Below are 25,066 nucleotides of genomic sequence, written 5' to 3'. Positions count from 1 at the left end.
AAGCACACAAAGGGGTAGGTAGTTGAGCGAGATATACTACCGTTTAAACGCATTGTTGATTTACGTCAGAGTCTCATACTCAGTAAACACCTTATACAACTGCGTTCCACTCAGTACCGATGCAGACGGAAAGTGCAAAATAGGAATAAGATCACATGGAGCGCTTAACACTCGACTGCCGTTTTCATTGTCCAAATCATCAATGTTGAGGATTTGCGCTAATGGCTCCCCTTGTTTGATGTATTGCCCCGGTTTTGCGATGTACTCCACCATGCCACCCCAATCGGTAAATAGGGTTTTGTAGTTCTTCAAATACACACCTACACGGTCGATAGCTTTGGGGGCAATTGCGTTTTGGTGTAGAGAACCTTTGGCATTTAAATAGGCCAGAATACTTTCGGCATCCTCGTCACCTTCTTTAAAATTGATGACTTCTTGGCTACCCATTTCAAGGGTGAAGGCTTCTACCTCAAAGTTCACCTTTCTGCCAGTGCTGTTTTCTATCGCTTCGGTCAGTGTCCACCATGGGCAGAAGGTCGCTTCGTCTAGCGCGCCAGCAAAAACATTAGGGATAAAAATACAGTGGGGAATGTTAAATAACGTCGCACTCGCCTTGGCGTATTCCGGCACATAAATATGGCGGGTCGATACTGGACCATTATGCAAGTCCAGGACGTAGTCGGCGTTAACGGCGATTTGTTGAAGTTTAAGGTTAAGCTGCTGCGCCAGACCAAGTCCCCATGGAGAGGCGAGCTTCTCATCAATGGCTGTAGATAAGCACTGGCGAAAACGACGTTTAATGCCTTCTATGGATTCTTCTGGGGTAACGGTTTTAGCAAAGTCAGCCACTAAATCAGGAACATAGTGATAACCCCGATTCCAATTAGTGCCGTTAACGGGGTCGAAACGCCCGAGAGTGTATTCACCCGCTTTTATATTTGTCCCTACTGGGTTGCAGTTGGGCACTAAAATAACTTCACCGCAAATATCCAACTGTTTTAACCGCTGGATGAGATGATAAATGACAACGTTACCTTGTACTTCCGCACCGTGTATTGAGCTTTGAATATATACGGTTGGCCCAGGGCGACTGCCTCTCAATCGGTATATTGGCACGTTCATGTTACGTCCCGAGGCGTTTTGCGCGACAACGATATGTTGCTTAGTCACGTCTATGGTCATGTTGGAAGTCTCTCTGTCGTTTTGTTCTATTTTTTATGGGTGCTTTCACCACAAACGGGGCAATTGGGCTGTTTAGGCAAAGACCATTGCTGCCACTGGTGACCTAGTCCATCAAAGGTGAGTAGGGCGTTTAGCGGTACTTCACCTACCTCCATAATGAGCTGCATGGCAAGCATAGCTTGATAGATACCAATAATATTTACCACGGGGGAAAATATCCCCGCCTCAGTACAACTCAGCTCGGGTGCGTCAAAAAGTGTGCGAAGACAGGCATAACAAGCAGATGCTTTCGGCTTGTAGACAAATAGCTGCCCTTCAAAACGGATGGCTGCCCCAGACACTAAAGCTACGCCCTGTTCTACGCAGGCTTTATTAATGGCATCGCGACTATCTGTGTTATCAGTACAATCGAGCACTACGTCGTGTTGTGCGACCAACGCATTGATATCTTGCGCTTGAATTGAAGTGGAAAGGGCTGTGATAGCACATGCCTGGTTGATGGCTTCCAAACGCTGCTTAGCAGCAATGACTTTTCCTTCACCAATTTGGTTTTCATCAAACAAGGTTTGTCTAGGTAAATTCGTCGCCTCAACGGTGTCGTTATCCACTAAGGTGAGGTTTCCCACACCGCTGGCGCACAAGCTATTTGCCGCAGCACTACCAAGTCCACCTACGCCGATAACCAAAATGCGGCTTTCTGCCAAACGCTCTTGTCCCTCAAGATCTATTTGAGGAAGCACTATTTGGCGGTTAAAGCGCATGGCGTCAGTGTGAGAAAGCGGTTTAGGCATAGCTATTTACATTTCGTTATTGAATTCAACGTGTTTAGCCTTACTTAATAAGGTACATTTGTTGGATAAAATTAATGAGTTCCAAAAGCCTAGGGCGTCGTACTCAACTTCAAGGGTATGTACTGTAACAAAACCCGCTTGGAATTCGCAGCGCATTTTAGGAATTCTTATGTCTACTGTAAGCCAGCCGTTGAACCTTGCCGTTCTCACTATCTCAGATACACGAACCTTAGAAACTGACAAGTCTGGGGATTATTTGGTGGAAGCCCTCACATCGGCTGGTCATGTGCTTGGAGCACGGGATTTAGTCAAAGACGACATCTATCAACAACGAGCCATTGTGTCTCAGTGGATCGTTGATAAAAACATTCATGCCGTTCTCATTACTGGTGGCACTGGATTTACCCATCGTGATTCAACGCCAGAAGCCATTAGCGTGTTATTCGACAAAGAAGTTGACGGATTTGGTGAACTCTTCCGTCACATTAGCTACGAAGAAATTGGTACATCCACTATACAGTCTCGTGCCATTGCAGGGTTTGCCAACAACACAGTGATTTTCTGTTTGCCCGGTTCAACAGGTGCTTGTCGCACTGCGTGGGAGAAGATTATCGCAAGTCAGTTAGACGCAGACTTTACTCCGTGTAACTTCGTCAAGCACTTAGTGTGAGGCGAGTATGAGCACTTTCAGTCATTTAAATGCCGGCGGTGAAGCCAACATGGTGGATGTGAGCGAAAAAGCGATCACCGTTCGTGAAGCCACCGCCGAAGGTTATCTTTATGCGAGCGCCGATGTGTTGCGTCAAATCAGTGAAGAAAAATTGCCAAGGGTGATGTATTTGCTGTAGCTAGAGTTGCCGGTATTCAGGGAGCCAAGCGCTGTGCTGATCTTATTCCGCTGTGCCACCCGTTAGCCTTGTCAAAAGTTGATATCTCTTTTGATATCGACATTGAAAATCAACGTATTCGCGCACAGTGTTATTGTAAACTCAGTGGTAAAACCGGTGTTGAAATGGAAGCGTTAACGGGCGTAAATGTGGCACTGCTTACATTGTTTGATATGTGCAAAGCGATTGACCCGGCAATGCATTTTGAAGGCATTCGGGTGCTTGATAAAAAAGGTGGAAAGACAGGCCATTGGCAAAACAATCAAGCATCAATCCAGAGCTGTTAACATGGAAAACATTCTTGTTATTAAAACCTTCGCTCAGGTACGCGAAGTGAGTGGTGAAGGTGAGTTGGAGTTCTCGCTGGACGCCCATAAAACCATTGCAGATGTGTTGTTGAGTTTGAAAGCAAAAAATGACAAATGGGCGCTTGCCCTCGATGGTACTGTGATTTGCGCGAAGAATCAGCAGCTCTGCACGCCCGACACGCCAATAGCGGCGGGTGACGAAGTCGCTTTTTTCCCACCAGTGACTGGGGGCTAGTATGTATGCGCGAATAGTCACCAACGACTTTTCACAACAAGGTTTGTACGACGAGCTACTTGCACAAGCTCAACAGGAGCATGCGGGCGCCGTTGGTGCCATCGTGACTTTCACGGGACTGGTGCGTGATACAAACGCCGATGGAACCATTGATGGTATTTCGCTGGAGCACTATCCGGGGATGACAGAAACCGCGCTCACTCAGCTAGCGCAGGACACCATGGATAAGTTCGCATTGCGAAATATTGGTGTGGTGCATCGCGTAGGGCGGCTACACAACAACGAACAAATCGTTTGGGTCGGATGCTGTGCCTCCCATCGAAAATCTGCCTTTGACGCAGCCTGTTATTTAATGGACTTCCTTAAAAAATCGGTTCCTTTGTGGAAGAAAGAATTTGCTGCTGATGGTGAGTATTGGGTTGAGGTGAAAGCCTCTGACGAACACGCAGCGTTGGCGTGGTTAACGCCAAAAGAGAAAGATTAGCATGCATTGTCGGCGAACACATGGGGTTAGCTGGGCTGTTAAGGCTGCCGCCTTACCCATGATGTTTTTTGCGATGATATTTGTGAGTTGCGCGTTCGCCACGCAGAACGACGAAGACCCATTAAAAATAGCCGTTTCAGCTAACTTTTCTCAACCGGCCAAGCAAATCGCCGCCTTGTACACGGAAAAAACGGGAATACCAGTACGCATTTCCGTGGGTTCTAGTGGAACACTGTTTGCGCAGATATCTAGAGGCGCGCAGTTTGACCTGTTTTTATCTGCCGACAGTGCACGACCAAATGCACTTATTACGTCAGGTAAAGTAAACGCCGACGACGTTTTTCCATACGCTAAAGGGCAGCTTGCTTTAATGGTAGATGCAAACCTATTCGATATGGATACACTAAATTGGCAGCAGTTAGATGACGTATTTTGCGGTTCCTCTCAACGCCTAGCTATAGCAAACCCCGCTATTGCGCCTTACGGTGTGGCTGCAAAAAAAGTATTGTCGCAAGGAAACGCTTGGGAATGTGCACAAGCGTCAATGGTCAAAGGCAACAATGTGATTCAAGCCTATCAGTTTTTCGAGTCGGGTAATGTGCCAGTAGCATTTGTTGCACGCTCGCTGGTGGTAGACCGAAACGATATCCTAGAGGTTCCATCTCACTTACACGATCCCATAGTACAGAGCTTAGCCATTACCGCCCTTCAAGATAACAAACATCGAGCTAATGCCTTTGTGGACTTTCTATTGTCGGCTGAAATACAACAGCGTCTAGTTGCTCTCGGATACGAGACTATTGTAGAACCTGGGGCGAATGAGTAATGCCTTTAGACTATCTTCCCGCCCTTTGGCTCACCGTTAAATTGGCCCTAGTGACCAGTGTTCTACTCTTGATTATTGCTACGCCACTGGCGTGGTGGCTCACTCGGTGGCAATGTGGGTTTAAGCCTATAGTGCAGGCTATCATTGCGCTTCCTCTCGTATTACCCCCCACGGTATTAGGCTTTTATTTACTTATTGCATTTTCCCCTGACAGTCCACTGGGAGCGTTTTGGCTCAATACCTTTGGTAGCACCCTCGCGTTTAGCTTTGAAGGCTTGGTCTTGGGATCACTCTTGTATTCATTGCCCTTTGCGGTGCAACCTCTGTATGGTGGCTTTTCACAACTCGACAATCGTTATTTAACGGTAGCAAAATCCCTTCATCTTACACCTTTGGCCATTGCCACAAAGTTGGTACTTCCGCTGTGCAAATCGTCTTTTGCAGTGGCATTTGGTTTGAGCTTCGCACATACCTTGGGTGAGTTTGGTGTGGTACTGATGATTGGAGGGAACATCCCACATGAAACTCAAGTGGTGTCGATAGCCTTGTACGAACAGGTTGAGTCGTTGAATTATACCGGCGCTCATACGTTGTCTTTAGTGTTACTGGCGTTCTCACTACTGTTGATGGTGGTATTGTACTGGTTTAACGGAAAAGGAGGTCTTGGATGGAATTCTCAGTCTCGTTAAATCAGCGAGTTTCCTTGTCGGCCTCATTTTCACCAGCGGCTAAAATGCTTGGTGTATCAGGAGTATCAGGTGCTGGAAAGAGTAGCCTACTCAGCGCACTAGCGGGTGCTGAGCCCAGCGCAAAGGTCAATGTAGATTGGGGCATTGATGCCGCCAGAGTGGGCGTGGTGTTTCAGCAGCCTATGTTGTTCCCAAATCTCTCTGTGCAAGACAATCTTTTGCTTTCTAAGCGCTATGCAAAGCAAGGTAGTATTGAATTCCAAAAGGTTGTCGAAGGGTGTGAAATCAGTGAGTTATTGCAGCGCCCAGTTACCACACTCTCTGGTGGAGAAGGGCAACGCGTTGCTATTGCGAGAGCTCTACTCAATGGCCCTGACATTTTGCTACTTGACGAAGCGTTAAGTGCCATCGATATCACGCGAAGACACAGAATCTATCGATTCTTGTCGGCCAACGCTGAAACGGGCTATTTTAGATGTGTGTATGTCTCTCACGATTGGCAAGATCTCGCCCTGTTCAGCGATGCACTATTAATCATCGACAAGGGCCGCAAGCAACACAGTGGTATGACTCAAGATGTACTAAACGCGGTGTCGGTAGATGAATTAGGAAGCAATCCTTTTGCCCTTCTCGAAGGCGAAGTCACACAGACTGCCGAGCAATCTGCTCATGCCTTACAAATCGTGAGCATCGACAATACACCACTGTTTGTGAATCAGTGCTCTGTGGTGGATAGTCGAGCTAAGTTTGTTTTATATGCCAGTGATGTGAGCATATCTATTCCTGCCAAGGACAATTCGTTAGAAAGTGAGCAGTCAAGTATACTCAATGCACTGTGCTGTGAAATTAAAATGATTAATGACAGCGAGGCAAAAACTTCGGGAAAAGTGTTGCTTACCTTACAAGCGGGTAATCAGTGCTTTTACTCTCGCATTAGCGTGTTGTCGTTATCGAGACTTGGGCTTGAGAAGGGGCAACAAGTGGTTGCGCGATTTAAAGCGCTCTGATCTCAAAGCTCGTCGATAGTTTCAATTTGCCCTAAATTTAGTAAAGTTTTGAGTAAACTAAATAGTTGCTACTGCGACTACAGAAATTTTTCCCTCTGCTATATTTTTAATTATGAATACAAAATGGTTCGCCTTCGCTTTTATCCTCTTTTGTTCGGTTTTGTCTACCAGTCAGGCCAGTGACAGGGTAGTTACCATTGGTGTTGCCCATTTTCCGCCTTATAGCTTTGCTGAGGAGGGAAATATTGCTGGTGTGGAAGTAGAAATCATTCGTGAGAGCCTCTCTGCGATGGGTTACTGGCCAGAGTTTGTGGGGTTCCCCTATGGTCGTCTTCCGATTGCATTTACCAATAAGCAGGTTGATGCCTCTATCGTAACCATGAAAAGCTATGACGGCCTTGAAGTGTTCTATTCGGATATAGTTCTCCCTGAATATCAAACGGTTGCTATCCAAATTAATAACCGAGAAGGGATGATTTCAGGCATCAGTGATTTAAAAGGTAAGTCTATTCTCGCTCACCAAAGAGCCAATCAGTTTTATGGTGTAGAGTTTTCGAATATTGCTGAGGAAAATGCAAAAAACGAAAAATATCATGAGATTGCAGATCAACAACGGCAAGTTGAGATGCTTTTCCGCAATCGGGTGGAAGTAATCGTATTGGCGTATGAAATTTTCCTGTATTACAAAGAGATCAGTGAATTCAGAGATACGGATATTGAGTATAACGTGTCGAGGATATTCGGTAACAAATTTGGTTTTCACAATGTTTTTTGGGACGAAACGGTGCGCAATGATTTCGAAGAAGGGCTCAAGCATATAAAAGAAAACGGTACTTATGAGCATATTCTTCGTAAATACTTAAAGGATTATCATGCGAGTAAAAATTAGAGTTTAACCCCATAAATAAAAAAGCTCCTGCTGATTGGTACTGAAGTGAACCTACTTACTCGGCCTTTGTTATTTCCGTAATGATTACGAGCATATATCGACGCGGCAAAATATTCGTATTTCTCATAAATAGTAAGTCTATCCATTTTCATCCAATGTGCCGAGCAAAATCCATGGATTGATGTAGAACTCTAATAACTCGAATGCCGTATTCGAATTTTCTGAAAATAATCGTATGTTTGCTGACGATAGACGAAAAACACCCTTTCTTTATGTCATCTCTTGGTGCAGCTAGCGCTGAGGTCTTACCAATAGCCACCAAGTAACCAAGTTGCAAGCCGCATTCGGTCCAAGCGCTAAAGTTGGAAGTGTTGATAGTTTCAAGGCCAAGAAGCGCCAATTGTGATCCTGAGTATGTGCGCTAGCGACGGCAATGAATCGCCAAGAGGCATTTTCCGTTGGTGAACTTGTTTGCCGGGTTAATCAGTGAAGATAGTTAATAATGCACATATTGACTTCACAATTGTTGTTTAAGCTATAAGAATTAGTAAGTTAGGAATGTTTATGAACGATACGGAAGCAAAGGCCTATCTAACGACAAATTATGGCCAGCCAGTAAAAAGCACTAAAAAACTCGACATATTTGTTAATTCAAAAGGTATGGAGTTGGCATTGGCGGTTGGTACAACCTCTAGAGCAACAATATACGCAGCTAGTGTTCCTGCAGTTGCCGATATAAAAATGCCGTTAGAGATTTATGCAGCGGATGACTCATCTCGGCATAGTAATCTGAATGCGACGAACTCTCTTGGTGTTGGCCACTCTATTTCTAAATTCACAATCTATGAACAGTCAGAATTAACAGAGCTATGTGAGCTTTACGACAGTCTCGCTAGCGAACAAGAGAGTTTTGCCACATATGTCGAGCACATGCTGTCTAATGCAACCGAAGATCCTAGTAAGTGGTTTGAGGGATATAAAGAGACTTATGAGATGGCGATGACTCGACCGGGCGACGACGATACGCTTCATCGTTTGTGGCAACAACGAGACAATCATGTATCTGGACTACCACAAGGTAAACCTTCCGGTGCGGAATTTCTAGAAAGCAAAGACGCCTTCCGAGAGATGACCGTTCGAATTGTAGAGTCTCCATCGGAAGAAACCTATCAGTATGTTTTATCGCGTCTTCAAGGGCTGAAAGAGCAGGGGAAATTAAGGCACTTACCGAAAGCTACCGCAAACAGAGTGTTCGCCGCGGTTGCGCCTGATTTAGTGACCTCAACAGTTAACGAACAAAGCTTTCTAAAAGTCGCTAAATATCTTTCTTCTCGATTCAAATTAAATCTTCATCTCGATGGAAGCTGGTTTCAGAACAACTTAGAACTGAAACAAGCCCTTGAGAGGTTGGGCTCAAAAGATATACATCCAATCAAAGTTAACTTTGCGATTTGGATCCAATTCGACGAATTAGAGAAAAACCAAACTAACCGCCCGAGCGGGAAGGTGTCAGAATCTAATGCTAAGGAATACAAAATGAAAAGCGCCTCGCCTCTTAATCAAATTCTTTATGGGCCACCAGGAACCGGTAAAACCTTTCATACTATCGAAGCCGCAGTCATGGCTGCAGACCCTTCATTTGCGTCGTCAACTCGTGAAGAGCTTAAGGCCGAGTATGACAGGCTAATCGGTGAAGGTAGAATTCAGTTCGTTACTTTTCATCAAAGTTATGGCTATGAAGAGTTTGTAGAGGGGTTAAAGGCGACGTCTGAAAACAGTGACGTGAGTTATGAAGTTGCCTCAGGTATTTTCAAGAACATTTGTCGTTCAGCTTCTTTAAGTAATACAAAAAGTGTAAAGGAAATCAATACTGCACTCGAATCGTTCAATGCAGAAATCGAAGAGTTGGACCTCATTACTTTATATACTAGTCGTGGCAAAGCGTTTGACGTGACTTACCTCGGAAAGTCGACATTCAGAGTGTTTCCAAAGGAAAGCCTCCAAGAAGACCTAAAAAATGGTTACCCCGTCTCGATCGAGAATATTGTTCGATTATACGAAGACGAGTCTGCGAAAGGCATATATAACCCATCATATGCAAAAGCGATACTGGCGTACCTTCGTTCAAATCATGGATTAACTGAAAGTATCGGTTTTAACGCAGTTACAAAAGAAAACTTCGTCTTAGTCATAGATGAAATCAACCGAGGCAATATCTCTAAAATCTTTGGTGAATTGATCACCCTTATTGAAGATTCCAAGCGCAGCGGCGAGGGCAATTCGGAGTCTTTAGAGCTTACACTTCCATACTCTGGTGATACTTTTTCAGTGCCCGATAACCTTTACATCATCGGTACAATGAATACGGCAGACCGTTCTTTGGCAATGATGGATACGGCACTGCGTCGTCGTTTTGATTTTAAAGAGATGATGCCGGATGCCAGTCACTTCAATGAAACTAATGTTAAGGGTATAAATCTAGGGCAGTTACTGACCAAGCTTAACCAGCGTATTGAAGTCCTTTACGATAGAGAGCATACCTTAGGGCACGCATTCTTTTTCCCAGTAAAAGAAGTGCTTGAGACTCAAGGTGAAGATGCTGCATTCAACAAACTAAAATCCGTTTTTCAGAACAAGATATTGCCACTTCTAGAAGAGTACTTCTTTGAAGATTGGCATAAGATCCGTTTGGTATTGGGCGACAACCAAAAAACAAAACAAAATGAGTTTGTCAAGGAAGTGAGCGTTTCGTTTACATATTTGTTTGGTTCAAACAGCGGTTTAGATGACGGTTATTTCTCGCAAGAAGATGCCCTAAACAAACGCTTTGAAGTCTCTAGTTTTAAAGATGAAGAGAGCTCTTGGAATAATCCTGCTGCTTATAGAGGTATTTACCAAGGCCATCAAGTTACGGACTCTGAGGTATAAGGTAGTATGCTTCATACCACTGTAACCGAATACGGATGTTTAGGTGCTTGCGAGCGTTCGCAAGCATCCAGTCGTATAACCTCGATTCCAAAGGCAGCGTTTGAACACCTTCAAAATCTGTGTATTTGTGACGATTCTGATACCCCGTTTCTCAAACTCAGAAACCGAGACGGTGCGGCGGTTCTGCAAGTGCAGAACTACGCCGGCGTGATCTTGACTCCGGACGGTACACAGATAGAGGTTCTTCCTAAAATCGCAAAAGGCGAAGACGAAAACGCACACTCAAATGCTCGAAAAGCACTGCTGAATATGCTTACCGCGTTAAAAGGTTTTAACCATCTTCAAACTAGCTCAGCTGATATTAGCAAGGCCAAAGTTCCATTACTGGAAGTTTTTATAAGCCAGTTTTTAAAGTCCGTTAATGAGTTGGTGAAACGTGGGTTAAAGAGCGGCTATGTAAAACAACAAGACAACCTGTTTTATTTAAAAGGCAAATTGCTGGTGGGGCAACAACTTAAAAAGAACTTAGTGAATAAACATAAGTTTTTTGTTGAATACGACGAGTACCTGTTAGACAGGCCAGCAAACAGACTTATCCATACTGCATTGCTCAAGGTGGCTAAGATATCTAAATCGGCGCAGAGCCAAAAGTTACTTCGCGAGCTAAATTTTGTTTTTGACGAGGTACAAAAAAGTAAAGACATCAAAGCCGACTTTTCGAAGGTAAAGCTCGATAGAGGAATGGGATATTACAAAGTACCACTCAAATGGGCGGAGCTCATCCTCAATAACTTTTCGCCACTTACCCTTAAAGGGCAACGCAACGCAATGTCGCTATTGTTCCCCATGGAGCTGGTATTTGAAAGTTACGTAGCACAACAGTTACATCGAGCCTTGCCAAACCATATGACACTCAGTGCACAAGCTCGGTCAAAATACCTGGTTACCCATGGCGACACGCGCTTCTTCAACCTAAAACCAGATTTAGAAATCAAAGAAAATGGTGAAACCACGGTTATTTTGGATACCAAGTGGAAGTTAATAGATGAAAGCCTAAATAATGGCACCGACAAATACGGACTGTCACAAGTCGACTTTTATCAAATGTTTGCTTATGGCCATAAATACCTCGGTGGTAACGGTAATTTGGTTTTGATTTATCCAAAACACGATGGATTTACACAACCTATTGAGCACAGTTTTGATTTTGATGAAAAGCTTAAGTTGTGGGTCATACCGTACGATGCAGTCTCCAAAGATACCAATTTGAATAGTACAAACAATAAAATGTTAGCGGAGTTAGGCAGTCCAAGTATCGTAGCCACCGGAAATACTAAGACGTCATATTTTTCAAATAAAAATGTCAATTAAGTCTGTCAAGAATTCAAAAGAAAATCTGTCTAATAAAGTATGGTCGATTCAAGTATTCGTCTAGATAGAGTGCAATTAAGTTATGATGGCGTCTTAAATTTTCAAAAAGTAGTTTGCAGTATCACTGAAGAGCTACTAAGCAAGGCGTCAAAGTCGAATTCGTAACAGTTGGCTCTATTCCGCTTCGCTTCACAATATCGCCAATTAATCCTCACCGCTTAACGCGGCGTTGAACGTCTGCTGTTTGTCTATTGCCATCAGTCGCTAGAGCGAGTAGGAAAGTCGTTAAATATGAAATACTAAACAACTAAATGGCTTTAGAGTAACGCGCACTAAGCCCTACGTCTTTAAAATACGCATCGAAGTGTGCACAAATAGCCCGAATGTATATGCGCGCTTTTTCGGGTACATGTAGGCGTTCGGCACCTAGTTCAATCAATCCATCTCTAGCAACTTCTTCAAGCAGCGTGAGTTCTTCAGCGAAATACTCGTCAAAATTAATGGCAAACTTAGATTCGATAGCGGATTTTTCAACGTTAAGGTTACACATTAACGCCATGATGACTTCTCGACGTATGAGGTCGTCGTCAGTGAGCAGTAAACCCACCTTGGTCAATGGGGTATTCTCGTCAATGCACTCGTAATAGTCTTTGAGTACTTTTGGGTTTTGCCCATAGGCGTTGCCAATGGTGCTAATGGCAGACACGCCAATACCCAATAAATCAGTATCTCCACGGGTGGTGTAGCCCTGAAAATTCCTATGTAGTTCGCCGTTTTTCTTTGCAATGGCGAGAGTATCTGTAGTGCGAGCAAAGTGATCCAACCCAATCATGTCGAAGCCTTTGCTAGTAAAGTGATTTACTGCAAGGTCATAAAGTGCTGCTTTTAATGTCGCATCAGGAAGAAATGACTCGTCAATTTTCCGTTGTGCTGCAAAGCGGGTGGGAAGGTGAGCGTAACTAAATAGCGAAACTCTATCAGGCATCATTGCCAAAGTTGCAGATAGTGTGGTTGAAAAGGTCTCTAAGGTTTGATGAGGTAACCCATAAATGAGATCGAGATTCACTGAATGAAAGCCATGAGATTTAGCCGCAAAGACCAAGTCGGAAATATGAGCAGTACTTTGTACGCGATTGATTGCGGTCTGTACTTTGTGGTCGACGTCTTGAAGTCCAAAGCTCACCCGGTTGTAACCAAGGTTGGAGAGTGCTTTTAGGTAATCAGTATCAACGTGCCTTGGGTCGAGCTCAATGGATTTTTCGCACCCGTCTTCAAAAACAAAATTGGCATCAAGCAAGGCCATCAATCGTTTGTGTTGGCCTGAAGTGAGAAAGCTAGGTGAACCCCCGCCTAGATGCAGCGAAGCAATCCGTTTTTCCTGATGTAAATAGCGTTTTATCTCGATTTCTTTTTGCAGATAATTAAGGTAGCCATCCGCTTTGTCTTGGTGTCGCGTTACTATTTTGTTGCATCCACAGTAGTAGCACAGGGTGTGGCAAAACGGGATGTGAATATATAAACTCAGGCTATCGCTACCATAGCTCTCAGATGCCAAGGTAACATCTTGCTCCTGAATATGACTGAATTTTAGTGCCGTGGGGTAGGAGGTATAGCGCGGTGCTGATTGGGCATATTTGGCAAGATTACGGGTACAAATAGATGTGATTGTATTCATTGTCATTGTGCTGGATGTTTATCGTCATCTGAGTAATGCGGCGCAGTTTACCTATTAGCGAAAGGAGTCGTATTGATCTCGTTCAAATTAGTGTTATTTAATGTGGTACTTGTGCTCTTGGCTCCGGTATTAATTGCACAAGGTAAACGTGTGAGAGCGACAACGCCTAAATTACCGGAACCTAAAGGGGCTAGGCAAGGTTTCGTATCCAATAATTACCCGAATTTAGCAGTGTGGATATTAGGTGATTCTGCTGCCGCTGGCGTGGGCGTTGAACATCAAAATGAAGCTCTGAGTGGTCAACTCGTTGGTCAGCTGGAACAAAGATTTAGTCTCAAGTGGCAGCTTGATGCCAGCACCGGGCGAACTAGCTCAGACTTGCTTGGGGTGGTTCAGTCTTGGCCAGAAAACCAAGAAGGCAACCCAGCAGTGCTTGTCTCAATCGGCGTGAATGATGTGACTTCTCGTGCGTCGTTGGCTTTATGGAAAGCGAATATTCACCAAATTATCGAATGCCTGCAACAACGTCACAATGCCAAGCATGTCATATTCAGTGATTTGCCGCCCATGGGTAAGTTCCCTGCGCTACCTCAGCCCTTGCGTTGGGTTCTCGGATTGAGGGCTAACATATTGTCTGATGTATTAAGTGACATTACAGAGCACAGTGAGGGTGTGTCAGTGTTGAAATTCGATGTATTGCAAACTAATGGCAGCGACAACTCGGCATTGATGGCTTCTGATGGGTTTCACCCAGGCCGAGCAACCTATAAGAGTTGGGCGAGAGTGGCGGCTGAGCAAATATCTTCGCTCAGCCAATAGATTAAAACTGCTTGCGCATACTCAATCCGTAACTGCGCGGAGCACCGGGGTAGGCCATAATTTTCCCCGCCTGTACGGGTACGTCAAAACCATTGCGAGCCACGTACTCTTCGTTAAGAAGGTTTCTAGACCACAAGGTAATCTCCGCATCCCATTGTTCAATAGGCACTAACAGCCTTGCATTGACTAGGCTGTAGCTGTCCGATTGCTTGTACGGATCGTTTGAATCGTCAAGCATCAAATCACCCGTGTATTGATAGTCGATACTGAGTCTCATGGACTGATTTGCTAACACAAAGTCTTGATTCACACTAACGGCAAGGGTGTTCTCTGGTTCAAATCCGAGACGATCGCCACTTCTGTCGCAATAAGGAGTCGTGGGTGAGGACCTTCCGGTATCGTCAATGCCCGTATGCCACGTGTAGGCTACCCAACAGGTGCCCCGTTCAAAAGTGTCAAAGGTGGCATTGGTATGCGCGGCGGCAAGGGTGATCTGCGTGTTGTCAGTGGCCTGCCAAAGGGCTTCTAGTTCTAGACCTTTTACAGAAATATCGCCGGCATTTTGCAAGTTAAAGCCCGTTCCTGTAAAGGTCGTGGCCTGAAAATCCTTGATTTGACTGTAGTGAGCCGCAGTATTTACTCGAAGGTTCATATGGGGCACTTCAAGTTTGTAACCTATCTCCCAAGATTGGGCTTTTTCAGCCTCAAATATCGGGTCGAGAGACGTTAAAATACGATCCGTGTTGGTACCTCCCGCTTTGTAGCCGGTTGAAAATCCGCCATACACAAGACTGTCTTTATCTATCGCATAGGCCAGCTTTAATGTACCTGTGAGCTGATTATCATTGAGTTCTTCATTGAGCGGAGGTCGAGGTAGCACAGCTGCTGAACCCAAGAAGAAATAACCCCAACCGGCCTGTTGAAAAGGAGCAATACCCGCTAATGCATCGGCACTAGGGAGATTACCCGTGGCAAGTGCAAGGCCAATATCCTGTAGTGCACCTACTGCAACAGTGGGATTGGGCCAAAGGCTTGGATCTTGCGGTAAATTGTTGATACCTGGACCTTGTTCCGTGAATTGCCCTTCAATGCTTTTGTCTTCCCACGTTTGGCGAAGGCCAGTCGTTAATGTGAGTTTGTCGCTAAGCAGCCAGTCAGTCTGCAAAAATAGGGCATAGCTGTCTTGCTCTTGATTCGCAGAGTGCGCAAATGCCGTATTTCCCGGTGCAGGTGCTGCGCTAGGGGCAATTAGACCACCCGAGAGCGCGCTGAGTTGGTCGATGCCTTGTGCCAGTGGCAGCAGCTGTGCGCCTAAAACTGCGAAAAAGGCGTCAAACTGTGACTGTGTAGTAGTATTAAAATCTAAGTCTAGATTTTGCGAGAAGTAATACAACCCGGCCATTGTGCGTGCTTTATCCGTGTTGTAGTGGAGTCTCAGTTCTTGTGAGAATGATTGCTGGCTAGCGTCATTAGTGGCCGTCAGCAGGTCAGCGTTAGAAAAATCAGTATCGATAATATCTAGACTGTCAAAACTGCGATACGCAGAAATACTCACCAAGGACAGCGCGTCAGAAAATTCATGATCAATTTGCACTGAAAGCCCTTGATCCTCCATCTGTGACAAAGGAGGTTGTGACAGCGAGGTGGTAAAATCGTAGTAGTCGTCTTTGGTGTACAAGGTTGCATTGAAAGGAGGCTGAGCCAAAATAGCGTCAGTACCAAATTTCCCGGGGATGTCATTGGCCGTTAGGTTTCCTTGCCATGTCAATGCCGCGCAGCATCTCTCGTCAAGCTCGCCATAGTCAGCAATGATTCGTACTGAAGTCTGCTCTGATGGCGTATACAGCAGCTGAAGTTTAGCCCCCCAACGGTCTCTGTTATTTAACCTTGTGTCGGACTCAGCTTCTGTGACAAAGCCATCCCCTTTGGTTTTAAAACCACTGATACGCATCGCAAGTGTATCGTCTATCAGCGTAAGATCTTTTGCACCGGCCAATCGAATCAGATTGTCATTACCTAACACCAGCTCTGCAAAGCCGCTACTGTCGAAACCAGGTGCAACCGTATTAATGGTAACTGCGCCCGCAGGTGTGTTTTTACCGAACAACGTGCCTTGTGGCCCTCTGAGAATTTCTATGGTGCCAATATCGATGAGGTCGTTGATAAGCGCATTTTGTCTAGAGCGATAAACGCCGTCAACGTAAAGGCCCACAGATGATTCAAACCCAAAGTTTTGTGATGAAGTACCAACCCCGCGTACAGAAAAACTTGAGTTAGTGACACTTTGGCTTTGAAATGCGGCGAATGCGGGCACGTAGTTCTGAATATCAAAAATATCCAAAGAAACGGTTTCTTCCAGCGCTGTCCCTGAAAAAACAGATACCGCCACGGGAACATCCTGTAAGTTCTGAGAGGTTTTCTGTGCTTGAACAATGATGCGTTCCAAACCCTCAATATTGTCTTCGTTATCTTCTTGTGCTGCTACTGACGAGACGAGCGCCACTGAGCACAATAAACCACTCAAAAGCTGAGCTTTGTTCCTTACCATAAATAATGTCTTCTTCTTACCTGAATATTTGTTAGAGGAGTGAATACTCGACTAAACCGATGCGTAAGCGTAGCGAACCAATCCGCGGATACCTGAAGGCGGACTCATTCCAACACACCCAGAGAGGTATTTCAAAACTGGATCTCTGAAAATTCCATAGTTTCACATGATGAATGCACATTCATATTATCAATTAAACTTATGGGGTTCAGTTTTTTTACTATGCTCACTGATGATTTTACATAATTGTAACAAGCTACTCTTCAATTCCTGTCTATCACTGCACGGGTATTTGCATTGAGCATAGACGAAGGTTTTGAGGAAAACAGGGTAAGCGTAAAAAATATGACAGATATCTATTTAGTGCGTCACGGCCAGGCATCATTTGGTAAGGCGAATTACGACAAACTCAGTGACTTGGGCGTGCAGCAGGCGCAGTGGCTTGGGAAATACTTTCGAGAACGGGATGTAGTGTTCGACGCCTTGTATCGCGGTGATATGGTGCGCCACCAAGAAACCGCTGACGGTATCAAAGAGGGACTGGATTATCTTCCAGAACCCACAGTTTCCTCTGAACTCAATGAATTTAATTTTCAAGCAGTCGCTCGTGCCTACTTGGCTTTGCATCCAGAAGACCAAGTCGCAGAGGGAGCGCCGCCTGCCGACTATTACCGCTTATTGAAAAAAGCCATGCTGGCATGGGCTAAAAATGAGCTTGATACCAATCAATTGGATGAGACATGGGCAGAGTTCGAAAACCGAACACTTAATATGCTGACAACGCTTCAATCGTCAGGCGCGAGGAAAGCGCTCGTTGTAACCTCTGGCGGAGCTATTGCCATGATGCTTAAGCATATTTTGGGTTATGACGCTCCCATGGTGATCAACATGAATTTACAAATACGAAACGCCAGTTTCTCTCAGTGTTTCGCCAATGCGAAAGGAGTACACCTGAACAGTTTTAACAGTGTACCTCACCTTGATGTCATCGACCGGCTACACGGCATTACTTACAGTTAACCGAGGCAACTATGAACTTTGATTACAACGAAAAGACGCAGGCTCTGCTAGCTCAATTAAGAGACTTTATGGAAAAAGAAGTCTATCCGATTGAGAAAGAATACATACATGCCGTCGAGAATGGTGAAAATCGCTGGAAGACACCAGAGATCATGCAATCGCTCAAACAAAAAGCGAAGGATGCTGGTTTGTGGAATTTATTTCTTCCTGAAGAATACAAGCCTTATGGTGCGGGTTTAACGAACGCAGAATATGCCCCACTATGCGAAGAAATGGGTCGCGTGTTGTTCAGTTCGGAGATTTTTAATTGTAGTGCCCCTGACACTGGCAACATGGAAGTATTGGCGAAGTACGGTGATGATGCGCAGAAGAAAGCCTGGCTAGAGCCACTGCTTAACGGAGAAATACGCTCTGCATTTGCAATGACAGAACCTGCGGTTGCGTCCAGTGATGCCACGAACATAGAAACGTCGATTACTCGCGATGGTGACGAGTATGTCATTAACGGCCGAAAGTGGTACACCAGTGGTGCGATGAACGAAAATTGTAAAATTATGGTTGTGATGGGCAAAACTGATGTCAATGCCCCTCGCCACCAACAGCAATCACAAATACTTGTACCTATGGATACCAAAGGTGTGACTGTTGTCCGACCAATGGCAGCCATGGGGTATTACGATGAACCCGTTGGACACGCCGAAGTGCTATTCGACAACGTAAGAGTACCCGCGAGCAATCTCATTGTGGGCGAGGGCAAGGGGTTTGAAATTGCCCAAGGGCGATTGGGGCCCGGTCGAATTCATCACTGCATGCGTTTAATTGGTTGTGCCCAACGTGCATTAGATATGGCGTGTGAACGAGTTGAGCAACGGGTTGCCTTTGGTAAACCACTGAGTAAGCAACAATCTGTGCGCGAGAGTATTGCTAAAATGCACTGCGATATAGAACAAGCGAGACTACTAACACTCAAAGCGGCGGACAAGATGGATCGCTACGGAAACAAAGTGTCTCGTGACCTTATTGCGGCAATCAAAATTGTTGCACCAACAATGGCGTGCAATGTGATTGACGAGGCTATTCAAATGCACGGTGCCGCAGGTACCAGCCAAGACTTTGTGTTATCGGCAATGTACGCCTACGCTAGAACCATTCGTTTGGCCGATGGCCCAGACCAAGTTCACATGATGCAGTTAGGTCGCAACCTAATTGCAGATTACAACGGATAGAGGAGCGGTTGTGAGCGCACATTCCTTAGATTTAAACCAGTTAAATGCGTACTTAGCAGAGTTTGCACCAAGTATCGGCACAGTCACTGCAGCAGAAAAATTTGCCGGCGGGCAATCAAACCCTACATTCAAACTCGTCACAGATCGCGGCGAATTTGTATTGCGTCGTCAGCCGCCGGGTAAATTGCTAAAATCTGCTCATGCAGTAGACAGAGAATATCGTGTGATCAAAGCCTTGGCGGGAAGCGATGTGCCGGTACCAGAAGTGTTTCACTTGTGTGAAGACACCCAAGTCATCGGCAGTATGTTCTACATAATGGCACTTGTGGATGGCGATATATTCTGGAACAGTGCGCTTCCTGAAATTGAATCACCAACTACTCGCGGTGCTATGTATGACGAGATGAATCGCGTGTTAGCTGCACTTCACAGTGTAGATATCGACTCTGCTGGATTAAGTGATTACGGCAAACCGGGCAGCTATTTTGAACGTCAGTTGAGTCGCTGGACCAAGCAATACCGAGCCTCTGAGCTGGAAAAAGTTGATGAGATAGAGTCTCTCATTACCTACTTAGAAAACAATCTTCCTGAAGACGACGGTCAGGTGAGTCTGGTCCACGGTGACTTCCGTCTTGATAACATGATGTTTGATATGAGCGACGTTGCTCAACCAAAAGTTATTGCTGTACTTGATTGGGAACTGTCTACCCTTGGTCATCCCTACGCCGATTTAGCTTATCAATGCATGCAGCTTAGGCTTCCTGCGAATATTGCTCATGCTGCAGGATTAGGCGGCTTAAATCGTGATGAATTAGGAATTCCCTCAGAGCAAGCTTATATCAAAGCGTATTGCGAGAGACGAGGCATTGACGGTATCGACAATTGGACTTTCTATCTAGCGTTTAGTTTTTTCCGTCTGGCCGCGATTTTACAAGGTGTAGTAAAGCGTGCTCACGATGGTAATGCCTCGAGCGAGAAAGCCATGCAACTCGGCGCTATGGTGCGTCCACTCGCGCAAATCGCGAATCAAACTATTCATCAATCGTCGTAGCTATGCTTTGTAAGCATGGTTAGATGTGAAATTCGAGAGTAAAAGGATCAACTATGAAAGCTATTGTGTGTGAAGCCTTTGGGCCAGTAGATGAATTACAGTACAAAGACATTGCTGACCCTGTGGTTAAAGCTGGGCACGTTGTGGTTAATATCGAAGCAGCGGGGGTTAACTTTCCTGATGGCTTGCTAGTGCAAGGTTTGTATCAAATGCAGCCGCCATTTCCTTTTATTCCGGGGAACGAAGTCGCGGGGACCATTGCAGAGCTGGGTGAGGGCGTAAATCATCTTAAGGTAGGGCAAAGAGTCATCGCATTACCCTTGCTTGGTGGTTACGCTGAAAAGGCCTTGGTGCCCGCCACCCATGTCATGCCACTGCCAGATAGTATTCCTGCAAACGAGGGGGCTGCGTTAGTCACGGCCCATGCTACTGCTCATCATGCCCTTAAGCAGCGGGCCAAACTTCAACCGGGTGAAACGCTAGTGGTTACTGGTGCCGCAGGTGGAACTGGCTTGGCGGCAGTGCAAATTGGTAAAATCATGGGCGCTAAAGTAATAGCGGTATGTTCTACCGAAGAGAAACTTGCGCTGGCTAAAGCGAATGGTGCAGATGTACTCATTAACTACACCGAAAACGATCTAAAAGACGCACTGAAGGAAGCCACTGGTGGAAAAGGTGCTGATGTGGTGTATGAATGTGTGGGTGGCGATACATTCCATGCGTGTAGCCGCAGCATGGCATGGGAAGGTAGGTTGCTTGTGGTTGGATTTGCTGGTGGAGAAATCCCTAAATTTCCAGTGAATTTGTCGTTAGTGAAAGGCTATTCCGTTGTTGGTGTTTTCTGGGGTTCATTCACCCAACACGACCCCAAAGGTTTTGCGGCAAACATGCAAGAGCTGCTTGGTTGGTACGTGCAGGGTAAAGTAAAGGTTGTAGTAGATGAGGCACTACCGCTCTCCAGAGCTACTGAGGCTATGGAAAAGGTTATGAACCGCCAAGTTAAGGGTAAGATGGTGGTCACGCCATAAGCCAACGTAAACAGTAGCAATCAGCCCCATTGGCTAGAGGCTACATAGGGGTTAGTTTTCCGTTCATGGCCAATAGTCGTTGTAGGGCCATGACCGGGATAAATCTTCATATCGTCAGGCAAAACAAGTAGCTTTTCTTTGATCGAACTAATCAACTGGTCGTGATTACCCTGAGGGAAGTCAGTTCTGCCAATAGATCCGGCAAAAATAATATCGCCTACAATGACTTGATTGCTCTTGTGCTCGACTAACGCCACATGACCCGGTGTATGACCTGGGCAGTGTAATACGTCGAGTGTAAGGGTTCCTAACGTGATTGTGTCATTATCTTCAAGCCATTGAGTGGGGCTAAATGGCGTCGCACGGGGGGAAGCCAAACATCTGGCTTTGCTGCATCAATGCATCTAACCAAAATTTGTCACCTAAGTGAGGTCCAACGATGGGTACATCGTAGTGTTTGGCAATTTCCAGTGTGCCGCCAACATGGTCGAGGTGACCATGGGTCAGAATAACTTTCTCTATGTCTACCTTGTTTTCATTTACCGCACTTTTGAGTTTTTCTACGTCACCGCCGGGATCCACCAATGCGCCCTTCATGGTGGCAGGGTCCCAAATCAGCGAACAGTTCTGTGCAAAAGGAGTAACAGGGATAACGGTGATGTTCAAAATTGTGCTCGTGAGGTAAATCGATAGACGCTAATTTTTTCTGTTTTTGCCAGACGGGTCAAGTGCCATATTTTCTAACATGTTTGATAGCGCAGATAGCATTTTGCAATAGCTATGTTTGTTAGGGTGAACGCCATCTTTCGCGTCGGCCTTATCCATAAATCCTTCATCGTTTGCTAAACAAGCAAAAAAATCTACAAAGTCGACATCTTCTCGGATTGCGAGGTTTTTTATCTCATCATTCAACGACAATACACTGTGATAAACGTTACTACATTCGCGCCAAGGAATGATGGTGACCGGAAGTAGGTTACTCAGTAATACATGGGTATGAGATTGTTTGGCAGCTTTAACAATTGTCGCTAAATTTTCTACAGTGTCGTCCTGAAAATACTCACCACTATTACCGGCAATATCGTTTATCCCTACGTGGATAAGTACAGCATCGTGGGAGTGGCCCACTAAATCTGTGGATAGGCGATGTAATAGATCTGAGGTTGTCTCTCCACTCACGGCTTTATTTGTCACTTCCCAGTTATCTAAGTTGTTTTGCAACAGAAGATACCAATTAGACAGAATTGAATCGCCAAACAGTAGCAACGATCGAGTAAGGGCGTTATTGTTCATTAATAAGTCATTGATTCTAGTAGATGTTAAACAACACTTTATCATTGTGTTAGCCGATGACACAAAAGCATCACAGGTGTAAGGTAGCTTTGTAATCAATTTTGGCTAACATACCTCACTTATGAAAAAACTCGTTACAGTCGCGTTCATTCTCGTCGTTTTCACAACGTCGTTTCGCTATTTCTTGGGCTTTTTTCCATGGCACTTGGTAGCAGCGTTAGACGTTGCTACGGGGTTGGGAGCCAAACTCGCTTGTTCCGGATATTACATTTCCAAACAAGAGGAAGGTCAAATCATCGAAGACCTAGCGTCCTATTCACCAGCAACACGACTGGTTGCTTTGGACTTTTCTGAGCCAAATAGAGTGGTTGCTGATCTCAAGGGCTTGTCTGTAAACAGTGCGACCTATAGACCGCATACAGGATGTACACTTGATGTGGGAGACACACGTCCGCTCGATAATATTGTTCAGAGTACACACGCCATTGGGGCCGAGAATTGGCCGAAAGGTAGCGGTACTGCCAATATTGACCTTGAACTACAGCAATTAGTTAGTGCGCTTTTGACGGAAGATAACGCTGGTGGCCTGCAAACACGTGCCTTAGTCGTTGTAAAAGATGGCCAGTTAGTCGCAGAGGCTTATGCAAACAATATTGATGCCTCTACACCACTGCTTGGCTGGTCTATGGGGAAAAGCCTGACAGCAATCATGGTTGGACGCTTTGCAACACTGGGCACTAATATTGATATGCAACAAGAGCGTTTGTTTGGGAACTGGACAAACACACGTAGTAATATTTCTCTGGAAGACATGCTTCAAATGAGTAGTGGATTAGCATTTGATGAGACCTACGCACCGGGCAGCGACTCCACCCACATGCTCTTTTCTGCGTATAGCGCGTCCGATGTCGCACTGGATAGCGAGCTAGCATTTGACCCTGGCACTCATTTTTCTTATTCATCGGGAACGACCAATATGATCGCCCGATGGCTTCATGACCAATTAGGTGGAACACAACAAACCGTTGATTTTCTGAATAACGAAATCTTTCACTACGCTGGAGTAACCACAGCTACGTTTGAAACCGACCCTAGTGGTGTATTCGTCGGAAGCTCTTACATTTATGCAAGCGCTAGAGACTGGGCGAGGCTTGGATGGCTAATGGTGAACGACGGCAAAATTAATGGCGTGCAGTTGCTAGACTCAAATTGGGTAGCTCAGGCAACATCACCCAATGAGAGCGACAACTATCCTCAGTATGGTTATCAGTTTTGGCTGAATAGTGACCGGAATTCACCAGAGCCAAAGCTGATATGGCCTGCGCTTCCGCAAGACGCCTACTTTATGATGGGTAACCGAAAGCAAGTCGTGATGATGTTGCCCTCGCAAAATACCGTGGTTGTGCGATTGGGCTGGACTTCAGGTGACTATCCGATGGAAGTGCAGTTTTCCAAAATACTCGCTGAGTTAAATCAGTAATACACAGGCCGCAAACTAAAGGCGGCCTGTATATGTAACGTTTACTAGGCTTTAAACTTTCTGCGTAAACCCACCATAAGAGCAAGGAATACAGCAGCCCAACCCATAGTGCCACCGCCGCTGTCACTGGATGGATTACTAGGCGTTGATGGAGGATCAACAGGTGTGTTGCTAGTAGCCGGTGGCTTTGTTTCTGGATTTGTAACTGTGTTCGGGTCAGTCACAGTAATAGATTCTATGAGTATTACATTGTCTAATGTGAGTTGGTCACCCGCTTGTGGATCATTACGCAATGGCCAATCAGTAAATGCGCCACCAGAGTTGTATTTTGGAACGTCGGCAATACTATCAATAACTTCCATGCCATCTCCCATTACCGTACCAAAACGGTAAAACCCTCGTTCTGAAAATCTAAGTTAGCACTGTTATCAGCTAAATTGATAAACCATTCGCTGGTAGCACTGTTTGGATCTCCTCCAAGTTTCGCCATAGCGATAGTGCCACGTACGTTAGAAAAAACAGGCTCATTCACCACTGGGTCAAATGCATCAACACCTGTTAACGTACCCGTTTCACTGTTAAACGTGTAACCACCAGTTTGTGTGATGAAGTTATTAATAGAGCGGTGAACGATTACATTGCTATATCGCTCTGCCTCAACATAACGTAAAAAGTTGGCAACAGTTTCGGGCGTATCTTCATCAGTCAGGTTAATTTCGAAGTTACCTATATTGGTTTCAACAAATACGACGGTAGCATTTGCAAAAATAGGTGATAAAGAGAGAAGAGTGGCAGATGCCACAGCACAGAGTGCTCGTGAATTAAGTAATTTGCGCATGTTAAAAAAATTGAGTTGTTATAAGAAATCGAGCAACAGAATAAAGGAAACCTAACTCCGCTGCAGCTATTTTTTGAGTAAAATGAATGCGCTACGTAAATAGGACTGTGTGTAAAAATTTTTATGAAGGAGGATGTTTCTGCGAATTAAGTGCGGTTTTGCTCACTTGATTGAGAATAACGTGTCGGCACGATAAGACTAACAGGTTGCTTGTTTGATGTTTGATGTATCAATCGCGATTGTTGTGAGCGTGACTCAACAACATTTAGCGTCACTGAATTTGAACGTTGCTTCTTATATGTTTCAGCAGCGGTTGTTCTGTAGTTTTCTTGAGAAACCTCAACTGTTGGAACAGCACAAACAGAAATACTTACAAGAGTCATTGCTGTTGCGGCTATCGCTATTCTGAAAGACTTCATTGCATACTCCTAGACTAGTAAACTGACTGAGGAAGCGGCTAAACCGCTTCGACGGTCGGCTTGTTTGTTTGT

The 25,066-nt window shown here is 45.1% G+C and carries 24 protein-coding genes and 2 pseudogenes; 16 read left to right on the top strand and 10 right to left on the bottom strand.

Going from position 1 to position 25,066, the window contains the following annotated elements; all coding sequences use genetic code 11:
* Positions 1–60: 60 nt before the first annotated feature.
* Together EYS00_RS16575 and EYS00_RS16570 are read right to left on the bottom strand one after the other, a co-directional pair.
* On the bottom strand, positions 61–1,182 hold the full coding sequence (locus EYS00_RS16575; RefSeq protein WP_130638592.1) for a succinylglutamate desuccinylase/aspartoacylase family protein: 1,122 nt from the start codon (positions 1,180–1,182) through the stop codon (positions 61–63).
* 26 nt (positions 1,183–1,208) lie between these two features.
* Entirely contained in the window at positions 1,209–1,973 is a 765-nt protein-coding gene (locus EYS00_RS16570) for a molybdopterin-synthase adenylyltransferase MoeB (RefSeq protein WP_130638590.1), read from the bottom strand.
* Positions 1,974–2,142: 169 nt separating this feature from the next.
* On the opposite strand from EYS00_RS16570, the gene moaB reads away from it, so the two are divergent.
* From moaB to EYS00_RS16530, 8 genes and pseudogenes are all read left to right on the top strand, one after another.
* Positions 2,143–2,643, top strand: coding sequence for a molybdenum cofactor biosynthesis protein B (moaB, locus tag EYS00_RS16565; RefSeq protein ID WP_130638588.1), 501 nt, complete (start codon positions 2,143–2,145; stop codon positions 2,641–2,643).
* Between the two features lie 7 nt (positions 2,644–2,650).
* Positions 2,651–3,147, top strand: a pseudogene (moaC, locus tag EYS00_RS16560) (cyclic pyranopterin monophosphate synthase MoaC).
* Position 3,148: 1 nt separating this feature from the next.
* Complete coding sequence (locus EYS00_RS16555) at positions 3,149–3,403, top strand: MoaD/ThiS family protein (protein WP_207301725.1); 255 nt, start codon at positions 3,149–3,151, stop codon at positions 3,401–3,403.
* 1 nt (position 3,404) lies between these two features.
* Entirely contained in the window at positions 3,405–3,887 is a 483-nt protein-coding gene (locus tag EYS00_RS16550) for a molybdenum cofactor biosynthesis protein MoaE (RefSeq protein ID WP_130638586.1), read from the top strand.
* An 82-nt stretch (positions 3,888–3,969) separates the two neighbouring features.
* Positions 3,970–4,713, top strand: a complete 744-nt coding sequence (gene modA, locus EYS00_RS16545; RefSeq protein ID WP_165399412.1) for a molybdate ABC transporter substrate-binding protein — start codon at positions 3,970–3,972, stop codon at positions 4,711–4,713.
* Positions 4,713–5,402, top strand: coding sequence for a molybdate ABC transporter permease subunit (modB, locus tag EYS00_RS16540; RefSeq protein ID WP_130638582.1), 690 nt, complete (start codon positions 4,713–4,715; stop codon positions 5,400–5,402). Before modA ends, modB begins: the two co-directional genes overlap by 1 nt.
* The gene (locus tag EYS00_RS16535; protein WP_130638580.1) at positions 5,381–6,409 is read left to right on the top strand and encodes an ATP-binding cassette domain-containing protein; all 1,029 of its coding nucleotides are present in this window, start codon (positions 5,381–5,383) and stop codon (positions 6,407–6,409) included. Before modB ends, EYS00_RS16535 begins: the two co-directional genes overlap by 22 nt.
* Positions 6,410–6,569: 160 nt before the next feature.
* Complete coding sequence (locus EYS00_RS16530; RefSeq protein ID WP_207301724.1) at positions 6,570–7,298, top strand: ABC transporter substrate-binding protein; 729 nt, start codon at positions 6,570–6,572, stop codon at positions 7,296–7,298.
* 148 nt (positions 7,299–7,446) lie between these two features.
* On the opposite strand, the gene EYS00_RS16525 is transcribed toward EYS00_RS16530, so the two are convergent.
* Positions 7,447–7,698 (bottom strand): type II toxin-antitoxin system RelE/ParE family toxin, encoded by a 252-nt coding sequence (locus EYS00_RS16525; protein WP_130638576.1) that lies wholly within the window; start codon positions 7,696–7,698, stop codon positions 7,447–7,449.
* A gap of 164 nt (positions 7,699–7,862) precedes the next feature.
* Here EYS00_RS16525 and EYS00_RS21065 point away from each other — a divergent pair, with 164 nt between their 5' ends.
* Both EYS00_RS21065 and EYS00_RS16515 read left to right on the top strand, forming a co-directional pair.
* Entirely contained in the window at positions 7,863–10,226 is a 2,364-nt protein-coding gene (locus EYS00_RS21065) for an McrB family protein (RefSeq protein WP_242618802.1), read from the top strand.
* 6 nt (positions 10,227–10,232) lie between these two features.
* Complete coding sequence (locus EYS00_RS16515; protein WP_130638574.1) at positions 10,233–11,597, top strand: McrC family protein; 1,365 nt, start codon at positions 10,233–10,235, stop codon at positions 11,595–11,597.
* Between the two features lie 307 nt (positions 11,598–11,904).
* Here EYS00_RS16515 and hemN read toward each other — a convergent pair whose 3' ends face one another.
* Positions 11,905–13,278, bottom strand: a complete 1,374-nt coding sequence (gene hemN, locus EYS00_RS16510) for an oxygen-independent coproporphyrinogen III oxidase (RefSeq protein ID WP_373995577.1) — start codon at positions 13,276–13,278, stop codon at positions 11,905–11,907.
* Between the two features lie 66 nt (positions 13,279–13,344).
* Between hemN and EYS00_RS16505 the strand changes: the two genes are divergently transcribed.
* The gene (locus tag EYS00_RS16505; protein ID WP_130638572.1) at positions 13,345–14,091 is read left to right on the top strand and encodes an SGNH/GDSL hydrolase family protein; all 747 of its coding nucleotides are present in this window, start codon (positions 13,345–13,347) and stop codon (positions 14,089–14,091) included.
* Between the two features lies 1 nt (position 14,092).
* On the opposite strand, the gene EYS00_RS16500 is transcribed toward EYS00_RS16505, so the two are convergent.
* Positions 14,093–16,639 (bottom strand): TonB-dependent receptor, encoded by a 2,547-nt coding sequence (locus EYS00_RS16500; RefSeq protein ID WP_130638571.1) that lies wholly within the window; start codon positions 16,637–16,639, stop codon positions 14,093–14,095.
* Positions 16,640–16,984: 345 nt separating this feature from the next.
* On the opposite strand from EYS00_RS16500, the gene EYS00_RS16495 reads away from it, so the two are divergent.
* From EYS00_RS16495 to EYS00_RS16480, 4 genes are read left to right on the top strand one after another with little or no spacing between them, the layout of a single operon-like run.
* Entirely contained in the window at positions 16,985–17,659 is a 675-nt protein-coding gene (locus tag EYS00_RS16495; protein WP_130638570.1) for a histidine phosphatase family protein, read from the top strand.
* Positions 17,660–17,670: 11 nt separating this feature from the next.
* Positions 17,671–18,885 (top strand): acyl-CoA dehydrogenase family protein, encoded by a 1,215-nt coding sequence (locus EYS00_RS16490; protein WP_130638569.1) that lies wholly within the window; start codon positions 17,671–17,673, stop codon positions 18,883–18,885.
* 10 nt (positions 18,886–18,895) lie between these two features.
* Positions 18,896–19,936: a phosphotransferase family protein gene (locus EYS00_RS16485; protein WP_130638568.1), complete on the top strand. Its 1,041-nt coding sequence runs from the start codon at positions 18,896–18,898 to the stop codon at positions 19,934–19,936.
* A 53-nt stretch (positions 19,937–19,989) separates the two neighbouring features.
* Positions 19,990–20,964, top strand: coding sequence for an NADPH:quinone oxidoreductase family protein (locus EYS00_RS16480; RefSeq protein WP_130638567.1), 975 nt, complete (start codon positions 19,990–19,992; stop codon positions 20,962–20,964).
* Positions 20,965–20,984: 20 nt separating this feature from the next.
* Here EYS00_RS16480 and EYS00_RS16475 read toward each other — a convergent pair.
* Positions 20,985–21,630, bottom strand: a pseudogene (locus EYS00_RS16475) (MBL fold metallo-hydrolase).
* A gap of 30 nt (positions 21,631–21,660) precedes the next feature.
* Positions 21,661–22,257 (bottom strand): SGNH/GDSL hydrolase family protein, encoded by a 597-nt coding sequence (locus EYS00_RS16470; RefSeq protein WP_165399411.1) that lies wholly within the window; start codon positions 22,255–22,257, stop codon positions 21,661–21,663.
* A gap of 121 nt (positions 22,258–22,378) precedes the next feature.
* On the opposite strand from EYS00_RS16470, the gene EYS00_RS16465 reads away from it, so the two are divergent.
* Positions 22,379–23,737, top strand: a complete 1,359-nt coding sequence (locus tag EYS00_RS16465; RefSeq protein ID WP_130638565.1) for a serine hydrolase — start codon at positions 22,379–22,381, stop codon at positions 23,735–23,737.
* Positions 23,738–23,781: 44 nt separating this feature from the next.
* On the opposite strand, the gene EYS00_RS21060 is transcribed toward EYS00_RS16465, so the two are convergent.
* The 3 genes from EYS00_RS21060 to EYS00_RS16455 form a co-directional block, all read right to left on the bottom strand.
* Positions 23,782–24,099 (bottom strand): GlyGly-CTERM sorting domain-containing protein, encoded by a 318-nt coding sequence (locus EYS00_RS21060; RefSeq protein ID WP_242618801.1) that lies wholly within the window; start codon positions 24,097–24,099, stop codon positions 23,782–23,784.
* A gap of 11 nt (positions 24,100–24,110) precedes the next feature.
* Positions 24,111–24,539, bottom strand: a complete 429-nt coding sequence (locus EYS00_RS21055) for a peptidylprolyl isomerase (RefSeq protein ID WP_242618800.1) — start codon at positions 24,537–24,539, stop codon at positions 24,111–24,113.
* Between the two features lie 182 nt (positions 24,540–24,721).
* Entirely contained in the window at positions 24,722–24,994 is a 273-nt protein-coding gene (locus tag EYS00_RS16455) for a hypothetical protein (protein WP_130638564.1), read from the bottom strand.
* Between the last annotated feature and the right edge of the window lie 72 nt (positions 24,995–25,066).

The organism is Alteromonas sp. KUL49, from assembly GCF_006538345.1.
Taxonomy (GTDB): domain Bacteria; phylum Pseudomonadota; class Gammaproteobacteria; order Enterobacterales; family Alteromonadaceae; genus Alteromonas.
This window is presented reverse-complemented; position numbering and strand designations above follow the sequence as displayed.

Bases quoted from the DNA above. Each gene is read 5' to 3' on its own strand.
- EYS00_RS16575 (WP_130638592.1), bottom strand. From the start codon at position 1,182: ATGACCATAGACGTGACTAAGCAACATATCGTTGTCGCGCAAAACGCC.
- EYS00_RS16570 (WP_130638590.1), bottom strand. From the start codon at position 1,973: ATGCCTAAACCGCTTTCTCACACTGACGCCATGCGCTTTAACCGCCAA.
- moaB (WP_130638588.1), top strand. From the start codon at position 2,143: ATGTCTACTGTAAGCCAGCCGTTGAACCTTGCCGTTCTCACTATCTCA.
- EYS00_RS16555 (WP_207301725.1), top strand. From the start codon at position 3,149: ATGGAAAACATTCTTGTTATTAAAACCTTCGCTCAGGTACGCGAAGTG.
- EYS00_RS16550 (WP_130638586.1), top strand. From the start codon at position 3,405: ATGTATGCGCGAATAGTCACCAACGACTTTTCACAACAAGGTTTGTAC.
- modB (WP_130638582.1), top strand. From the start codon at position 4,713: ATGCCTTTAGACTATCTTCCCGCCCTTTGGCTCACCGTTAAATTGGCC.
- EYS00_RS16535 (WP_130638580.1), top strand. From the start codon at position 5,381: ATGGAATTCTCAGTCTCGTTAAATCAGCGAGTTTCCTTGTCGGCCTCA.
- EYS00_RS21065 (WP_242618802.1), top strand. From the start codon at position 7,863: ATGAACGATACGGAAGCAAAGGCCTATCTAACGACAAATTATGGCCAG.
- EYS00_RS16515 (WP_130638574.1), top strand. From the start codon at position 10,233: ATGCTTCATACCACTGTAACCGAATACGGATGTTTAGGTGCTTGCGAG.
- hemN (WP_373995577.1), bottom strand. From the start codon at position 13,278: ATGACAATGAATACAATCACATCTATTTGTACCCGTAATCTTGCCAAA.
- EYS00_RS16500 (WP_130638571.1), bottom strand. From the start codon at position 16,639: ATGGTAAGGAACAAAGCTCAGCTTTTGAGTGGTTTATTGTGCTCAGTG.
- EYS00_RS16495 (WP_130638570.1), top strand. From the start codon at position 16,985: ATGACAGATATCTATTTAGTGCGTCACGGCCAGGCATCATTTGGTAAG.
- EYS00_RS16490 (WP_130638569.1), top strand. From the start codon at position 17,671: ATGAACTTTGATTACAACGAAAAGACGCAGGCTCTGCTAGCTCAATTA.
- EYS00_RS16480 (WP_130638567.1), top strand. From the start codon at position 19,990: ATGAAAGCTATTGTGTGTGAAGCCTTTGGGCCAGTAGATGAATTACAG.
- EYS00_RS16470 (WP_165399411.1), bottom strand. From the start codon at position 22,257: ATGAACAATAACGCCCTTACTCGATCGTTGCTACTGTTTGGCGATTCA.
- EYS00_RS16465 (WP_130638565.1), top strand. From the start codon at position 22,379: ATGAAAAAACTCGTTACAGTCGCGTTCATTCTCGTCGTTTTCACAACG.
- EYS00_RS21060 (WP_242618801.1), bottom strand. From the start codon at position 24,099: ATGGAAGTTATTGATAGTATTGCCGACGTTCCAAAATACAACTCTGGT.
- EYS00_RS16455 (WP_130638564.1), bottom strand. From the start codon at position 24,994: ATGAAGTCTTTCAGAATAGCGATAGCCGCAACAGCAATGACTCTTGTA.